At 73.5% G+C, this 14,314-nt stretch carries 12 protein-coding genes; 4 read left to right on the top strand and 8 right to left on the bottom strand.

Annotated features, from left to right (window positions below):
- Positions 1-3 precede the first annotated feature (3 nt).
- The 7 genes from ACFO6V_RS14320 to hemE all read right to left on the bottom strand — a co-directional run bounded on the left by ACFO6V_RS14320 (position 4) and on the right by hemE (position 7,688).
- A complete protein-coding gene (locus ACFO6V_RS14320) occupies positions 4-318 on the bottom strand; it encodes a hypothetical protein (RefSeq protein WP_377136426.1) in 315 nt (104 codons plus the stop codon).
- A gap of 114 nt (positions 319-432) precedes the next feature.
- Entirely contained in the window at positions 433-1,776 is a 1,344-nt protein-coding gene (gene hemL, locus ACFO6V_RS14315) for a glutamate-1-semialdehyde 2,1-aminomutase (RefSeq protein ID WP_377136618.1), read from the bottom strand.
- Positions 1,777-1,799: 23 nt separating this feature from the next.
- The gene (gene hemB / locus ACFO6V_RS14310; protein ID WP_377136617.1) at positions 1,800-2,744 is read right to left on the bottom strand and encodes a porphobilinogen synthase; all 945 of its coding nucleotides are present in this window, start codon (positions 2,742-2,744) and stop codon (positions 1,800-1,802) included.
- 136 nt (positions 2,745-2,880) lie between these two features.
- Positions 2,881-3,690 carry a uroporphyrinogen-III synthase gene (locus tag ACFO6V_RS14305; RefSeq protein ID WP_377136424.1) on the bottom strand — a complete coding sequence of 270 codons (810 nt, stop codon included), beginning with the start codon at positions 3,688-3,690 and terminating at the stop codon, positions 2,881-2,883.
- Positions 3,687-4,757, bottom strand: coding sequence for a hydroxymethylbilane synthase (hemC, locus tag ACFO6V_RS14300; protein ID WP_377136422.1), 1,071 nt, complete (start codon positions 4,755-4,757; stop codon positions 3,687-3,689). The genes ACFO6V_RS14305 and hemC overlap by 4 nt, the downstream gene beginning before the upstream one ends.
- Before the next feature lie 86 nt (positions 4,758-4,843).
- A complete protein-coding gene (locus tag ACFO6V_RS14295) occupies positions 4,844-6,460 on the bottom strand; it encodes a protoporphyrinogen/coproporphyrinogen oxidase (RefSeq protein ID WP_377136420.1) in 1,617 nt (538 codons plus the stop codon).
- A gap of 142 nt (positions 6,461-6,602) precedes the next feature.
- Positions 6,603-7,688: a uroporphyrinogen decarboxylase gene (gene hemE, locus ACFO6V_RS14290; protein ID WP_377136418.1), complete on the bottom strand. Its 1,086-nt coding sequence runs from the start codon at positions 7,686-7,688 to the stop codon at positions 6,603-6,605.
- A 49-nt stretch (positions 7,689-7,737) separates the two neighbouring features.
- Here hemE and ACFO6V_RS14285 point away from each other — a divergent pair, with 49 nt between their 5' ends.
- The 3 genes from ACFO6V_RS14285 (at position 7,738) to ACFO6V_RS14275 (ending at position 11,920) form a co-directional block, all read left to right on the top strand.
- Positions 7,738-9,216 carry a glutamyl-tRNA reductase gene (locus tag ACFO6V_RS14285; RefSeq protein WP_377136416.1) on the top strand — a complete coding sequence of 493 codons (1,479 nt, stop codon included), beginning with the start codon at positions 7,738-7,740 and terminating at the stop codon, positions 9,214-9,216.
- A gap of 172 nt (positions 9,217-9,388) precedes the next feature.
- On the top strand, positions 9,389-10,810 hold the full coding sequence (locus tag ACFO6V_RS14280; RefSeq protein WP_377136414.1) for a hypothetical protein: 1,422 nt from the start codon (positions 9,389-9,391) through the stop codon (positions 10,808-10,810).
- A gap of 246 nt (positions 10,811-11,056) precedes the next feature.
- A complete protein-coding gene (locus ACFO6V_RS14275) occupies positions 11,057-11,920 on the top strand; it encodes a hypothetical protein (protein ID WP_377136412.1) in 864 nt (287 codons plus the stop codon).
- 36 nt (positions 11,921-11,956) lie between these two features.
- Here the strand turns inward: ACFO6V_RS14275 and ACFO6V_RS14270 are convergent, their stop codons facing one another.
- Entirely contained in the window at positions 11,957-13,267 is a 1,311-nt protein-coding gene (locus ACFO6V_RS14270; RefSeq protein ID WP_377136410.1) for a CoA transferase, read from the bottom strand.
- A gap of 88 nt (positions 13,268-13,355) precedes the next feature.
- On the opposite strand from ACFO6V_RS14270, the gene ACFO6V_RS14265 reads away from it, so the two are divergent.
- Entirely contained in the window at positions 13,356-14,180 is an 825-nt protein-coding gene (locus tag ACFO6V_RS14265) for a DUF5926 family protein (RefSeq protein ID WP_377136408.1), read from the top strand.
- Positions 14,181-14,314 lie beyond the last annotated feature (134 nt).

Genomic DNA, 14,314 nt, shown 5'->3' with positions numbered 1-14,314 from the left:
CGGTCAGCGCGTCAGGTTGCCGATGACGATGGCGACGAGTGCCACCGCTGCCCAGAGCACGAGGCCCCACCGCCACCAGAGGTTCAGCGTGAGCTTGTTGGGCGCGTCGAGCTGCATGGCCTCCTCGTCCGAGAGCGGCCGCGTCGCCCACCCGGCCTCGGTGGCTGTCGCCAGACTGTACTTCAGGCCCCACGAGACCCGGAGCAGCCAGAACAGGTGGAAGTACGAGTAGCGCAGCACCAGGGCTCGCCCCGCGTCGAGCGGCGCAGTCTTGCTCTTGCTGCCCCAGCCGAAGAAGACCATGTTTCGTTCCCTCATCTCGAACCCTGCGCACGGTGCGCAGGGCTCGCAGATTGTGACAGAACATGGCATAGCGGTCGGTGGGTAGACCTCCCCACGGACGGTCTGCCGCCGCGCGGCGCCCGAGACGGGTCAGGCGGACGCCGCAGCCGCCGCGCGGGCCGCCGCCGGGAGGGCGTCGAGGATGCGGGACACCGCGGCGTCGTCGTGCGCGGCGGAGACGAACCAGGCCTCGAAGACCGACGGCGGCAGGTTGACCCCGGACTCCAGCATCGAGTGGAAGAACGGCGTGAACCGGTACGTCTCGGCGGCCTGTGCCTGCGCGTAGTCGCGCACGCCCGAGGCCGCGGCCAGCGGGCCGAAGAACACCGAGAACAGGGAGCCGGCCCGCTGCACGCGGTGCTTCACGCCCGCGGCGGACAGGGCATCGCCGACGGCGTCGGACAGCACCCGCGACACCTCGTTCACGCGGGCGTACACGGCGTCGTCGGCCAGCCGCAGGGTCGTCAGGCCCGAGGCGACCGCCACGGGGTTACCCGACAGCGTGCCCGCCTGGTAGACGGGTCCGAGGGGCGCCAGGTGGTCCATGATCGACGCCGGCCCGCCCAGCGCGGCCACCGGCATGCCGCCGCCGACCACCTTGCCGAACGTGAACAGGTCGGGCGTGTAGCCCTCGCCCCCGGCGGCGCGGATGGCCTCGTTCTCGAGCCCCCACCAGCCGGACGGGCCCACGCGGAACCCGGTGAGCACCTCGTCCATGATGAACAGCGCGCCGTGTGTCGCCGTGATCCGCCGCAGGCCCTCGTTGAACCCCTCGGCGGGCGGCACCACGCCCATGTTCGCGGGCGACGCCTCAGTGATCACGGCGGCGATCTCCGAGCCGCGCTGCGCGAACGCGGCCTCGACGGCCGCGAGGTCGTTGTAGGGCAGCACCAGCGTCTCGGCGGCGGTCGCCTCGGTGACGCCCGCCGAACCCGGCAGCGCGAGCGTCGCGACGCCCGACCCGGCCTCGGCCAGCAGCGCGTCCATGTGCCCGTGGTAGCAGCCGGCGAACTTGACCACGAGCGGCCGGCCCGTGAACCCGCGCGCGAGGCGGATCGCCGTCATCGTCGCCTCCGTACCCGTGGAGACGAGGCGGACGCGCTCAGCAGCGGGCACCCGGCGTCGGACCTCCTCCGCGAGGTCTACCTCCGCGACCGTGGGCGCGCCGAACGACAGGCCGCGCGCGGCGGCGTCCTGCACCGCGGCGACGACCTCGGGGTGCGCGTGCCCCAGCAGCGCCGGACCCCACGAGCAGACCAGGTCCACGTACTCGCGCCCCGCGACGTCCGTGACGTACGGGCCGCTCGCCGAGGCGAGGAACCGCGGGTCGCCGCCAACACTGCCGTAGGCACGCACGGGCGAGTTCACGCCACCCGGGATCGCGCCCTGGGCACGCAGGAACGCCGCGTGGTTCGCCTCGGGCGCCCGGCGCAGGGACTGGGTCTCGATCGCCTCGGTCACTTGATCCACTCCGCAATCTCCAGGGCCCAGTACGTGAGGATCACGTCCGCGCCCGCTCGCTTGATGCTCGTCACCGACTCCAGGACTGCCCGGTCCCGGTCGATCCAGCCGTTCGCACCGGCCGCCTCGATCATCGCGTACTCGCCCGACACCTGGTACGCCGCCACCGGCACGTCGCTCCGGTCGGCGACCGCGCGCAGCACGTCCAGGTACGACCCGGCAGGCTTCACCATGACGATGTCGGCGCCCTCGGCGAGGTCCAGGTCGGCCTCGCGCAGGCCCTCGCGGGCGTTGGCGTAGTCCATCTGGTACGTCTTGCGGTCGCCCTTGAGCTCCGAGTCCACGGCCTCGCGGAACGGGCCGTAGTAGGCGCTCGCGTACTTGGCGCTGTAGGCCAGGATGCTCGTGTCGAGGAAGTCCGCGTCGTCCAGCGCGTCGCGGATCATCGCGACCTGGCCGTCCATCATGCCCGACGGCGAGATGACGTCCGCGCCCGCCCTCGCCTGCGCCACAGCCATGGAGGCGTAGCGGGCGAGCGTCGTGTCGTTGTCCACAGCCCCTGTGGACGTCAGGACGCCGCAGTGGCCGTGGTCGGTGAACTCGTCCAGGCAGGTGTCCGCCATGAGGACGGGGGTAGCCGTACCCGCCGGGACCTCGTCCAGCACCTTGCGCGACGCCCGCAGCGCGCGCTGCAGGATCCCGTCCTCGGCGTCGGCCTGCGAGCCGGTCGCGTCCTTGACCGTCGGGATGCCGAACAGCATGACGCCGCCCAGCCCCGCGTCCCGTGCGGCCCGCACCGCGTCCACCAGGGACTCCTCCGTGTGCTGCACCTGCCCGGGCATGCTCGTCAGCGGCGCGGGCTCGGTCAGTCCCTCCTTGACGAAGAGCGGCAGCACCAGGTCGGCCGGGTGCAGCCGAGTCTCCGCGACCAGGCGGCGCATGCCGGGTGTGGCACGCAGGCGACGCGGTCGGTACACGATCCCGGTGGAGCTCAAGGTTTTTCCCTACTTCCGGTTAGGCGAGAGGAGTTGTCAGACACTCAGGTCACCAGCGTGACCTGCGCCTCTGACAGGTACATCAGGTTCTGACAAGTGCTTCGGCCACGGCGGCGGCCAGGGCCTCGTCCGTTGGCTCGGCGGCGGTCGCGAGCACCGTGTGCCCGACGGCGCCCGCTGCGCGAGCCGACGGCTCACCGATCGCGACCACCCGCTGCGGGCCCAGCTGGGCCGCGATCTGGCTGGCGGCCGAGCCCGAGGCGACCACGACGACGTCGTACGGCCGGCGGAGCTCCGGCGGGAGCTCGCGCGTGATGGTCCGGTAGACCGTCACGACGTCGACGGTCCAGCCCTTGGCCTCGAGCCCCGCGCGCATCGTGTCGGAAGCGAGGCTCCCCAGCGGGAGCAGCACGCGCGGCTGGTGGGCCGGGTCCCCGGCGGTCGTGGCGTCCTTCGCGGTCGCAGCGGGGAACGCATCGGCGAGCCCGGCGCCGGTCGCGACGTCGGGCACCAGGTCGACGGCCAGCCCGTGGCCGGCCAGCGCCTGCCGCGTGGCCGGCCCGACTGCGGCCCACCGGACGGGCTCGTCAGCGATCCGGCCGGCCAGGGCCGGTACCTCTCCGCTCGCGGGTCCGAGCAGCGCGTCCACCGCGTTCACGCTCGTGACCGCCACCCAGTCGTACGCGCCCCGGGCGAGACGCTCGCGGGCGGCGTCGAGCTCCGCGTGATCCTCGACCGGTGCCCGCTCGATCACGGGCGCCGCCACTGCGTCGAGCCCTCGCTCACGCAGCAGCGCGAGCAGCCCGGCGGCCCGCACCGGCGTGCGCGCCACCAGCACCACCGGGTGTCCGGCGGAGTCGGCCGGCTCGATGGGGAAGTCCGCCTCGGTCACGCCTTCTCCGGGACGGTCGCGCTCAGCGGTGCGAGCCGCTCCGCGCCGTCTGCCAGCAGGTGCTCGGCCACGGAGATGCCCAGCGCGCGGGCGGCGTCGTCGAGGACCTCGGGCGCGACGTCCTGGGAGAGCTGCGTCTCCCCGCTGCGGGACATCTGCTCGGTGCCGTCCACGGCGGCGACCACGGACCGCAGTCGGAGCACGGTGCCGGCCACGGTCGCGTAGGCCCCGACGGGCGCGGCGCAACCGGCCTCCAGCCGCGCCAGCACCGAACGCTCGGCGAGCACGGCCAGGCGGGTCGGGCGGTGGTCGAGCAGGTGGATCGCCTCGGCGAGGGTGTGTCCCGGGCCGGTCGACGAGTCGGCCGCACGCCGGGCCTCGTCCGACGGGGGCACGAGGTCGGCAGTGCGGACCTCGACGGCGAGCGCGCCCTGGCCGGGGGCCGGGGACACGACGTCGACGTCGAGCACCTCGCTGATCACCTCGGTGCGGCCCAGGCGGGCCAGGCCCGCGCAGGCGAGGACGACGGCGTCGAGGTCGGCGTCGGGCCCGAGCGCGCGGTTGAGCCGGGTGCCGACGTTGCCGCGGATGTCGACGACCTCCAGGTCCGGCCGGGCGGCGCGGATCTGGGCTGCTCGGCGGGGCGAGCCGGTGCCCACGCGCCCCCCGTGGGGGAGCGTCGCGAGGGTGAGTCCGTCGCGTGCGCACAGGGCGTCGCGTGGGTCGGCACGCTCGGGTGTCACGTAGGTGAGGTCGGGCGCGGGAGTGGTCGGCAGGTCCTTGAGGGAGTGGACGGCGACGTCGCAGCGGCCGTCGAGCAGCGCCTCGCGCAGGGCCGTCACGAAGACGCCGGTGCCGCCCAGGCTGGCCAGGCTGCCGGTCCGCACGTCGCCCTCGGTCCGGATGTGGACCAGCTCGACCGGCCGGCCGGTCAGCTCCTCCAGGCGCTTGGCCACCAGACCGCTCTGGGTGGTGGCGAGGGCGCTCGCGCGCGTACCGAGACGGATCGGCGCGGCGTCTCCCGGGACGCTTCCTGGTGTGCTGACGGCGAGGGGGGTCGGGGTCACTATCCCAGTCTCCACCCGAACCCCCGCCTGGAGGAAACGCGACGGCCTATCTCACAGCCTTGCTGGCGGACTGTCAGAACGTTGTGTCAGAACGCGCCGTTCCGCGTCGTTCCTGGCTCGCCGAGCCGCTCCACCGTGCGCCGCGCGTGCCCGACGATCGCCGCGAGGCCGGTGCCCGCGATCCAGCCGCCCGTGGCGTCGATGCCGGGCTCGGCCAGCAGCGCCTGCTCGAACTGCTTGATCGTGGCCCGGTAGGCGGGCGTCGGAGGGGGGAGCGCGCCGTCCCAGTGCTGGTGCAGGACGTCCCGCACCCGGCCGGTCAGGTCCATGCCGAGCAGAGCCGACGCGTCGCGGGTGGCCTCCTCGGCGGTGGGCTCCGGCGTCGGCTCGCCGATGCGGCCGTAGCTGAGCCGCACCACGTGCCAGCCTGGCCCGACGGCGTCGCGCACCCGGCGCGCCAGCCACGGCCACTTCGCCGTCGCGTGAGTCAGGGCCTTGGCGCGGACGGTGCCCAGCGTCGTGCCCGGGGCCACGAGCATGCCGGAACCTCGCGGGGCGCCGTCGAGTTCGGGTGCCTCCAGCAGGAGCGTGACGAGCCGGATGTCGGCGCCGCGCTCGGGGGCTAGCGGCGGGGTGAGCCCGCCGAACGGCGCGAGCGGCGGCGCCGGTTCCCTGGACGGGGAGGGCGTGACTTCGGCCGGTTTCACGTCCTTCGCTTCGACATCGGTCGGTTGCCTCGAGATCGGTCGTTTGATTGACCGATCTCGAGGCAACTGACCGATCTCAGAGGGATCGCCCAGCAAAGGACCGAACTCGGTGCGGGTCGCGAGCACCAGACGTGGCGCGCGCAGTACCTGGCCGTCTTCGGTGCGGACCAGCCAGTCGGCGCTGGTCCGCTCGGCGGCGCCTGCCTGCTCGGCGGCGCCGCTCTCCGCGCCCCCGGTCACTGTGCTCCCGGCCGCGCGCTCCACGCCGGTCACCCGCGCCCCCAGCCGCACGTCCAGCCGCTCCACCAGGGCGTCCACCAGGGCATGGACACCGCCGTCGATCCCGCGCACCGCCGAACCAGGGGGCGCGGCAGCCCGCAGCGACGCCACCGCGCGCGCGAGGGACCCGGTCCGCGCGTACGCGTCCAGCAGCCCAGGCGCGACGGCGGCGACGTCGAGCCGGTCGAGCGGCGCCGAGTGCACGCCTGCCGCGACCGGCGTGACCAGCCGGTCCGCGACCCGGGACCCGAGCCGCGACCGGGTGAACGTCCCGAGGTCGGTCGTGTCCACGAACCGCGCGGGCAGCACCCGGTCCAGCGTCCCGCGCAGCACACCCGGCCAGCCGATCGCGCGCCGCACGTCCGCTGCCCACGGCCGCGAGGGGATACCGAGCACCCCGGCGGCGGGCAGCGGGAACGCCCGCCCGGCGGCGTAGCCCCAGGCCGAGAGCCCTGCGGGTGCCTCGACGGTGAGCTCCAGCTCCTCGGCCAGCCGCTCCACCACGCCGCCGCGCACCGCGAACGACTCGGCGCCGAGGTCCAGCGGGACGTCCGGCAGGGACGCGAAGGCGCCGCCCCGGATCGGTCCGCCGGCCTGGTCGGCGGCCTCCAGCACGACGACGCGCAGCCCGCGCGCAGCGAGCGTGTGCGCGGCGACGAGCCCGCCGATCCCGGCCCCGACGACGACGGCGCCGGCCATCTCGGGCGACCCGGTCATCTCGGGTGCCGAAGAGTGAGGCTCGCAAGGGTCGTCCTCGTTGACCATGCAGTTGCTGCCAGTCGAGTCGCAATCTTGGCAGCAACTGCATGGTCAAAGATCGCCGCCCCGGCCGCCCCCGTCCAGGCCCCGGCCACCCCGGTCACAACGAGTGCACCAGCTCGACCACGCGGGTCAGCACCGTCGGGTCCGTCTCGGGCGGCACGCCGTGACCGAGGTTGACCACGTGCCCGGGCGCCGCTGACCCGCGGGCGACCACGTCGCGCACGTGCGCCTCCAGCACGTCCCAGGGTGCGGCCAGCAGGGCGGGGTCGATGTTGCCCTGCAGGGGCACGCCCGGCAGCAGGGCGGCGGCCTCGTCGAGCGGAGTCCGGTAGTCGACGCCCACCGCGTGGTCCACCAGACCCGCTGCGACCAGCACGTCGCGCATGGCGGGCAGCAGGTGCCCGGTCCCGGTGCCGAAGTGGATGGCGGGGACGCCGGCGTCCGCCACGTAGGCGAGCGCTCGCGTCGACGACGGCGCGACGCGCGACGTGTAGTCCGCGAGCGAGAGCGAACCGGCCCAGGAGTCGAAGAGCTGCACGGCGCTCGCTCCCGCCTCGACCTGCGCCCGGAGGAACGCCCCGGTGAGGTCGGCGGTCCAGGTCACGAGCGCGTCCCAGGTCGCGGGGTCGGCGTGCATCAGGGTGCGCGCGGCCAGGTGGTCGCGCGACGGCCGGCCCTCGACGAGGTATGCGGCGAGCGTGAACGGCGCCCCGCCGAACCCGAGGAGCGGCGTGGTGCCCAGCTCGGCGACGGTCAGCGCGACGGCCTCCCGGATCGGGTCGAGGGCTGCGTCGTCGAGCGTGCGGGAGGTGAGGCGGGCGACCTCGTCAGCCGTGCGGTAGGGCTGGTCCATGACGGGGCCCACCCCCGCCTTGATGTCCACGCCCACCCCGGCGAGCTTGAGCGGCACCACGATGTCGGAGAAGAAGACTGCGGCGTCCACCCCGTGCCGGCGGACGGGCTGCAGTGTGATCTCCGACGCGAGCTCTGGCCGCAGGCACGACTCGAGCATGCCCGTGCCCTTGCGCACCTCGCGGTACTCGGGGAGGGACCGGCCGGCCTGGCGCATGAACCAGACGGGCGTACGGCCAGGACGATCACCCCGGAGGGCCTGCACCAGGGGTGCGGCAGAGGTCCGCCCGTCGGCGAGCGGATGAGCAGGGGCAATCGTGGTGGACTTCACGCTTACCGATTCTGCCCTGCCGCGCCGGGGTGCATAAAGTTGGAGCACTGTGGTTCTCCTCTCCCTCACCGCCAGCCACCGCGAGCTCGACCTCGACGCGCTGGAACGCCTGTCCACGGGTTCGTCGTCAGTGGGTCGTGTCGTCGTGGGTTCGTGCGGCCCCGTCGCGGGCGCCGTGGTGATCTCGACGTGCAACCGCTTCGAGCTCTACCTCGACGTCGACGCGCCGCTGAGCGGCGACAGCGTGCGGCACGCGACGCGGCACGTGGCCGAGCTGGTGGCGCGCTCCTCGGGTGTGACGGGCGACGTCGCCGCCCGCAGCTTCACGGTCCGCACCGGGCCGGAGGTCACCGAGCACCTGTTCGCCGTGGCGGCGGGCCTGGACGCGATGGTCGTGGGCGAGCGCGAGATCGCCGGCCAGGTGAAGCGCTCGCTCGCCGAGGCCCGCGAGCAGGAGACCACGTCCAAGACTCTCGAGCTGCTCTTCCAGACGGCGTCGCGCACCTCCAAGCGCGTCGGCACCGACACGGAGCTCGGCGCGGCGGGCCGGTCCGTCGTCGCGCTCGCGCTGGATCTCGCCGAGCGCGAGCTGCCGCCGTGGGACGGCACGCGCGCAGTGCTCATCGGCACCGGTTCGTACGCCGGCGCGTCCGTCGCCGCCCTCCGGGCGCGTGGCTGCGACGACATCCGCGTCTACTCGCAGTCAGGCCGCGCCGAGGCCTTCGCCGAGTCGCACGGCGTGCAGCCGGTGGACTCGCTCATCGAGGCACTAGCCGACGCCGACCTGGTGGTGAGCTGCAGCGGCGCTCGCGGCCGCGCGGCCGCCGCGCAGGGGGAGTCCCAGGACGAGCGGCTCAGCGCCACGGTGGCCGGCAACTTCGGCGGCTCGACGGCGCTCCCCGGCCTGGTGACCGAGAACGGCCCCGAGGCGAGCCTCGGCCACGTCCTGGACGCCGCAGCGCTGGTCCGCGCGCGGGAGCGCGCCGCCGACCGCGCCGGCGACGAGCCGGAGCCCCGGCCGCTGGTCATCCTTGACCTCGCGCTGCACCGCGACGTCGACCCGAGCGTGGCCGACGTCGAGGGCGTGCTGCTCTTCGACCTCGCCACCCTCAAGGCGCACGCCCCCGCCGTGGCGCACGACGTCGTCGCGCAGGCGCAGCGGATAGTGGACACGGCAGCCCGGCGCTTCGAGGAGACCCGGCTGGGCCGGGAGGCCGACGCCGCGGTGATCGCCCTCCTGGACGAGGCGGAGGTCCGGGTGGTCGCCGAGATCGCCGACTCGGTCGCCCGGCTCACCGCCGAGCTGGCCGCACACGGGGAGCCCGGCCCGGACGAGGCCGACGTCGACGCCATCGCCCGTGAGGTGCGCAAGCGTGTGCATGCCGAGCTGCACGACAAGATCGTCGACGTCCGGGCGAAGGCCACCGCCGCGGCGAGGGCCGCCGAGGCCGCTCTGGTCCAGGGTGCGGAGGCGCTGACGATGGAAGCGTCCGCCCACCGAGACGCCGATCCCTCTCGCCGCCGATAACGCTTCACGCGATAGCTGGCGGAACAAGCGGGACGGACCGGTTTCTAGAGTCCAATTCGGCCATCGTTACCAAACCGTAACAAGGGTGATTTTATTCACCCGGGGGTGAGGGCTAAGTTCGGTGGCTCAAGGACCGAACGCGCTCATGCGCAACGAGATGCTGGAGCAACTCTTGAAGCACGCAGCACACAAGAAGAAGACCGTATCGGCGGGTGCGCGGACCATCGCGACCGTCGCCATCGCAACGGCAGCCACGAGCATGGCCGCCCCGGCAATGGCCGCAGAGGCCTCGCCGCTCGACTCGCTCGGTGACCTCGGGACCACCACCGAGGGCCTCAAGTCGAACCTCCCCGCCCTCTCGTCGACGTCGATCGACCTGAGCGAGCTCACGAAGGCCGCGCCCGTGGCCGAGGCCGTGGTCAAGGAGCTGCCCGCCTCGATCGCCCCCACCACGGCCCTCGCGCCGAACTACGAGCCGGCCCAGTTCGTGTCGGGTGCCCTCAAGGGCGCCGCACCCCAGGTCGTCTCGAGCGTCGTGGGTGGCGTGGCCAACGGCTCCGCCGTCTCCGGCGTGACGGGTGCCGTCTCCGGTGTGACCGGTGTGACCGGCGTGACCGGCACCGCCCGGTCGGCGCTCTCGAACGTGCTCGGCGGCAACGTCGTCGGCACCGCCACGGGTGCCGTCGGTACCGCTACCGGAGTCGTCGGTGGAGTCGCGGGCGGCGCGCTGCAGGGTGACGTCGTGGGCGGCGTCGCGGGTACCGCCACCGGCGTGGCCGGCAACGTGGTCAACACCGCTACCGGTGTCGCCGGCGGGGCCGTCAACACTGCCACCAGCACGGTCGACGGCGTGCCGTCCACCGTCGCCGACGTGATCCGCAACCTGCCGAACGTCCTGGGCGGCGTGACCGCTCCGATCGCCGGCCTCACCGCCAACCTGCCGGGCGTTCTCGGTGGCGTGGGCGGCGTCGTGAACAGCGTCGTGTCGCAGGTTCCCGGCGTGGTCGCCGGCGTTCCGGGTGTCGTGGCCAAGGTCACCACCCCGGCTGCCGGTGTGGTCGAGAGCGTCGTGGGCGACGTCGCGGTCGACGGCGTCGTCAAGCCGGTCACCACCCAGGTCGTCCCGGGTGCGGTCGGCTCGGTGCAGGGCAGCGTCGTCCCGGGTGCCACCGCGGCCGTCGGCGACGTGGCGGGCTCCGTCGTCCCGGGTGCCGTCGGCGCCGTGACGGGCGACGTGGTTCCGGGCGTCGTGAACGACGTCGCGAAGCCGGTCGTCGGGGACGTCGTCCTCGGCGGCGTGGTCAAGGGTGTCGTCAAGGACAACGTGGTCGGCAACGTGGTGGAGCCCGTCGTCAAGGACACGGTTGTCGACGGCGTCGCCAAGCCGATCGTCAAGGACGTCGTCGTGGACGGCGTCGCCAAGCCCGTCGTGGACACCGTGGGCAGCGTCGCCAAGCCCGTCACGGACACCGTGAAGGGTGTCGCGGGCGGCGCCGTGACGGACACCGTCGGTGGCGTCACGGACACCGTGGACGGCCTGACCGGCGGTGCCGTGAGCGGCCTCACCGGTGGCCTGCTGGGAGGCCTCTCCTGAGCTGAGAACAAGAGGACCCCAGCCTCTTCGACCTTGACGTAGCAGGGTGGAGCGCCATTGGCGCTCCACCCTGTTTACGTTTTCCGGGACTTTGTCCAGGTTCCATTCTTCTGCCCGTTGTTATCGGATCGTTACCGATGCTCCGGCTTTTTCCGATGCGCCCCTTTTTCCTTCTATTCCCGATCCGGTAACGTCGTGGCGTCCCCGGTCCCGGGCAGTTGTCGTCGACCAGCTGGAGCAGCTCTCATGAAGCACGCCGCCGTCAAGCCTTCGTCCGTCGCCAAGACCACGGCCTCCCGCGTCGTGGCGACGATCGCGCTCGCCACTGCGGCGACCGCCGTCGCCAGCCCGGCGATGGCGCACGACGGCGGTGGCCACGACGGTCACCCCGGCCACTCCGCCGACAACGGACGTGGCTACGACGGGGGCCAGCACCGCGGCTACGGCCACGAGCAGGACGCCGGAGCCCCGCGCTCGTACGAGCCCTCCACCTACTCGGAGCCGAACTACGACGTGCCGCAGTACGGGTCCCAGCGGGGCGACTGCGACCGCGGCGCCGAGACCGACCGTGGCGCCGAGACGATGAGCCAGACCGACTCGCAGGGCCAGGACGACTGGCAGGGCGGCTGGGACGAGCAGGACCGCGGGCAGGTGCGCGAGGCGATCCGGGAGCACCTGGAAGAGGCCGCGGCGCCCGCGCCGAAGCCGGAGGACGTCGCCCCGCGGCCCACCGCCCCCGAAGCGGAGGCCGCACCCGTCGAGAAGACGGAGCCGGTGGTGGCCGAGGTTGCCGCCCCCGTGCAGGACGCCGCGCCCGACGTGTCCGCCAGCCTGGAGCCGGCGGCCGTCCAGGCGCCCGGGCAGCAGTGGCAGGGCAGGCCGACGGCGGCCGACACCGCGGGAGCCCAGCTCACCGCCTACGTCCCGTCCGAGAGCACCGCCGCCATCGAGCAGGAGGCGTCGACGCTCGCCGAGGTCACGCTGGACGCCCCGGCCCGGCTCTCCACGACCGGCGCCGAGGCGGCCGCGCTGACGGCGGCGGCCGGCGCCCTGGTGGTCGGTGGCGCGGGCTCGCTCCTGGTCGCGCGCCGGAGCCACGTCCGCGTCTGACCTGCTTTCTCGGCATGGTTCCACCTCGCCAGGGTTCTACCTCGGCGGCGTCGGGCGCCAGGTCGGTGCGTCGGTGCCCCACCGGTGTGCGGGGTGCGCGTAGTCGTCGTGGTCCGGGAGGGCCGGGCGCGCTGTGGTGACCCCGGCGTGGGTCACAGTCTCGCCGGCCGATGCCTTCGCGGCAGCCGGGTGCAGCGGGTCCCGCCCCGGCAGGTCCAGCAGCCAGGCCGCGGTACGGGCGAGCGATACCGAGACGTCGACGCCTGGCCCGTCGTCCGTACGGGTGAGCGCGTCGACGATCCCCGCTGCGAGCAGGTAGCCGGAGGCGTGGTCGAGGGCCTGGGCGGGCAACGCCCCCGGTACCCCGTCCTGGCCCTCCAGCAGGGCTATACCGCTCGCTGCCTGCACTATCGAGTCGAACCCCCGCCGGCCGGCCCACGGTCCGGTGTCGCCCCACGCGGAGACCCTGCCCGTCACGACACCGCGCGGTGCCTCGAGCCCGAGCGCCTCGACCGCACCCGGCCGATAGCCGGTGACCAGCACGTCGGCCGCGTCCAGCAGCTCCTGAGCGATACGGCGGTCGCTGCCGTCCCGGAGGTCCAGGACGGTGCTGCGCTTGCCCTGCCCCGAGTCGAGGTGCTGCCACTCGATCTCCGCGGGTGCCGGTGGGTCGACGCGCAGCACGTCGGCGCCGAGCAGGGCGAGCGTCCGTGTGGCGACGGGGCCTGCGATCACGCGGGTGAGGTCGAGCACCCGGACGCCGGCGAGGGGTGCCGCCCCACTCCGCCGGGCCTCCGCCGCGCGGCGCCGTCGTGCACCCGTGGGCTCGGCCCGCCGCGCGGTCCGTACCAGAGGGCCCGACGACGACGCCCGTCCCGGCGCCGACGTCCGCCACTCCTGCTCGGTCCGTACGCGCGCCACTATCGCGCCGCCGCCCGGTTCCGGGCCGGCCGCACGGTCCTCGAGGTCCTGCCCCGCGAGCTCGGCGAGCCGCTGGGCGAAGGCGGGGCGCCCGACGTCGTCGGGCAGGCCGACGAGGGCGGTCAGGCGGGACCGGTGGTGCGGATAGTTCGCGTGGGTGCGGACCCAGCCGTCCGAGGTGCGGAAGAAGCCGGAGAGCGGGGCGAACGCCTCCATGGGCCGTCCGTCGAGCGCGAAGACCCGGTCGGAGGCGAACGCCGTGGCGACTCTCGCTGGATCGGGGTGGACAGGGTCGGGGCGGGCGGCATCGGACGCGACCGGCCCGTTCACCCGGCGGCCGGCCCGGGCGGACGCGCGCTGGACGGCTCGGACGGCGTCGAGCGCGAGGTCGAGCACGGGCAGGTGCGCGGCGAGCCAGGGTTCCACCGCTCCATCATGAGCCGCGCCCGACCAGTTTCCGAAAACATCACCGGCCGGACAGATCTGGGAGCATGCGCGCGGATACACTCGCCGCATGGCCAAGAACCCCTCCTCCGACTTCGTGCTCCGGCCCTTCGAAGGTCTCCCCGGGGAGACCGACTGGGTGGCGATGCGTGAGATCGTCCCGTCAGCGACCGCGACGGCTCGCACCACCGCCGAGTACGGCTCGCGCGACGTTACGATCGTGACGCTGCTTCCGGGGGCGTGGACCGCTCTGCACCGTGCCGACGGCGCGATCCTGCTCGCCGTGCAGGGGATCCTGAGCACCGGCGACGTGAGCCGCGACCTCGCGGCGGCCCTCCTCGAGGCGCTGGAGCTGGAGCCGGGTACGGCGGTCGAGTCGGGCGAGCTGCCGGGTGAGGGCCCGCGCCTGCAGGACGTGCTCGACCTGAGCGTCCCGTTCGAGGTCACCGTGCACGAGACGTTCGACTTCTGGCTCGACCCGAGCGCCGAGGTCACCCCGGAGCTCAAGGAGAGCCTGGAGGACGCCGCCGACGGCGCGATCCCTACGGTCAAGGTGTCCTCGGTCGAGTCGGCCTACTGGTGCAGCATGACGCGCGAGTTCCTGCGCTGGGCACGTCCCGAACCGGAGGACGACCTGATCGACGCGCTCTCCCGTCTGCACGCAAAGCGTGAGTCAGGGCTTGCGGGTGGGAAGTTCGTGGGAGCGTTTCGCGCGTCAGGCCTGGTCGTACCCGTCTGGGAGCTGCCGAAGGGCACCGAGGCGGCTGATCTGGAGGGCCCCGCGACGGAGCTCGGCGAGAAGCTCGCGAAAGCACTTTCCATCAAGGAGCCGCTTGATGCGAACGAGCGACGCGCCAGAGCAGGTATCGTCTCCCGGCAGGTCACCCTGCGTTAGTCCGGACCCCCTGGCCGGTCGTTCGCGAGCGGCCCGGAACGCGTCGGCAGTCACCGAGGATCGCCACGAGCGGTCCAGGTTTCGGCAACTAGCGGACCAAGGGAGTAGGATTCCAGGGGTAAACCTTTGCACTC

It is taken from the genome of Promicromonospora alba (genome assembly GCF_042654905.1).
GTDB lineage: Bacteria > Actinomycetota > Actinomycetes > Actinomycetales > Cellulomonadaceae > Promicromonospora > Promicromonospora alba.
Note: the sequence above shows the minus strand (reverse complement) of the source record. Positions and strands in the feature narration are given on the sequence as shown.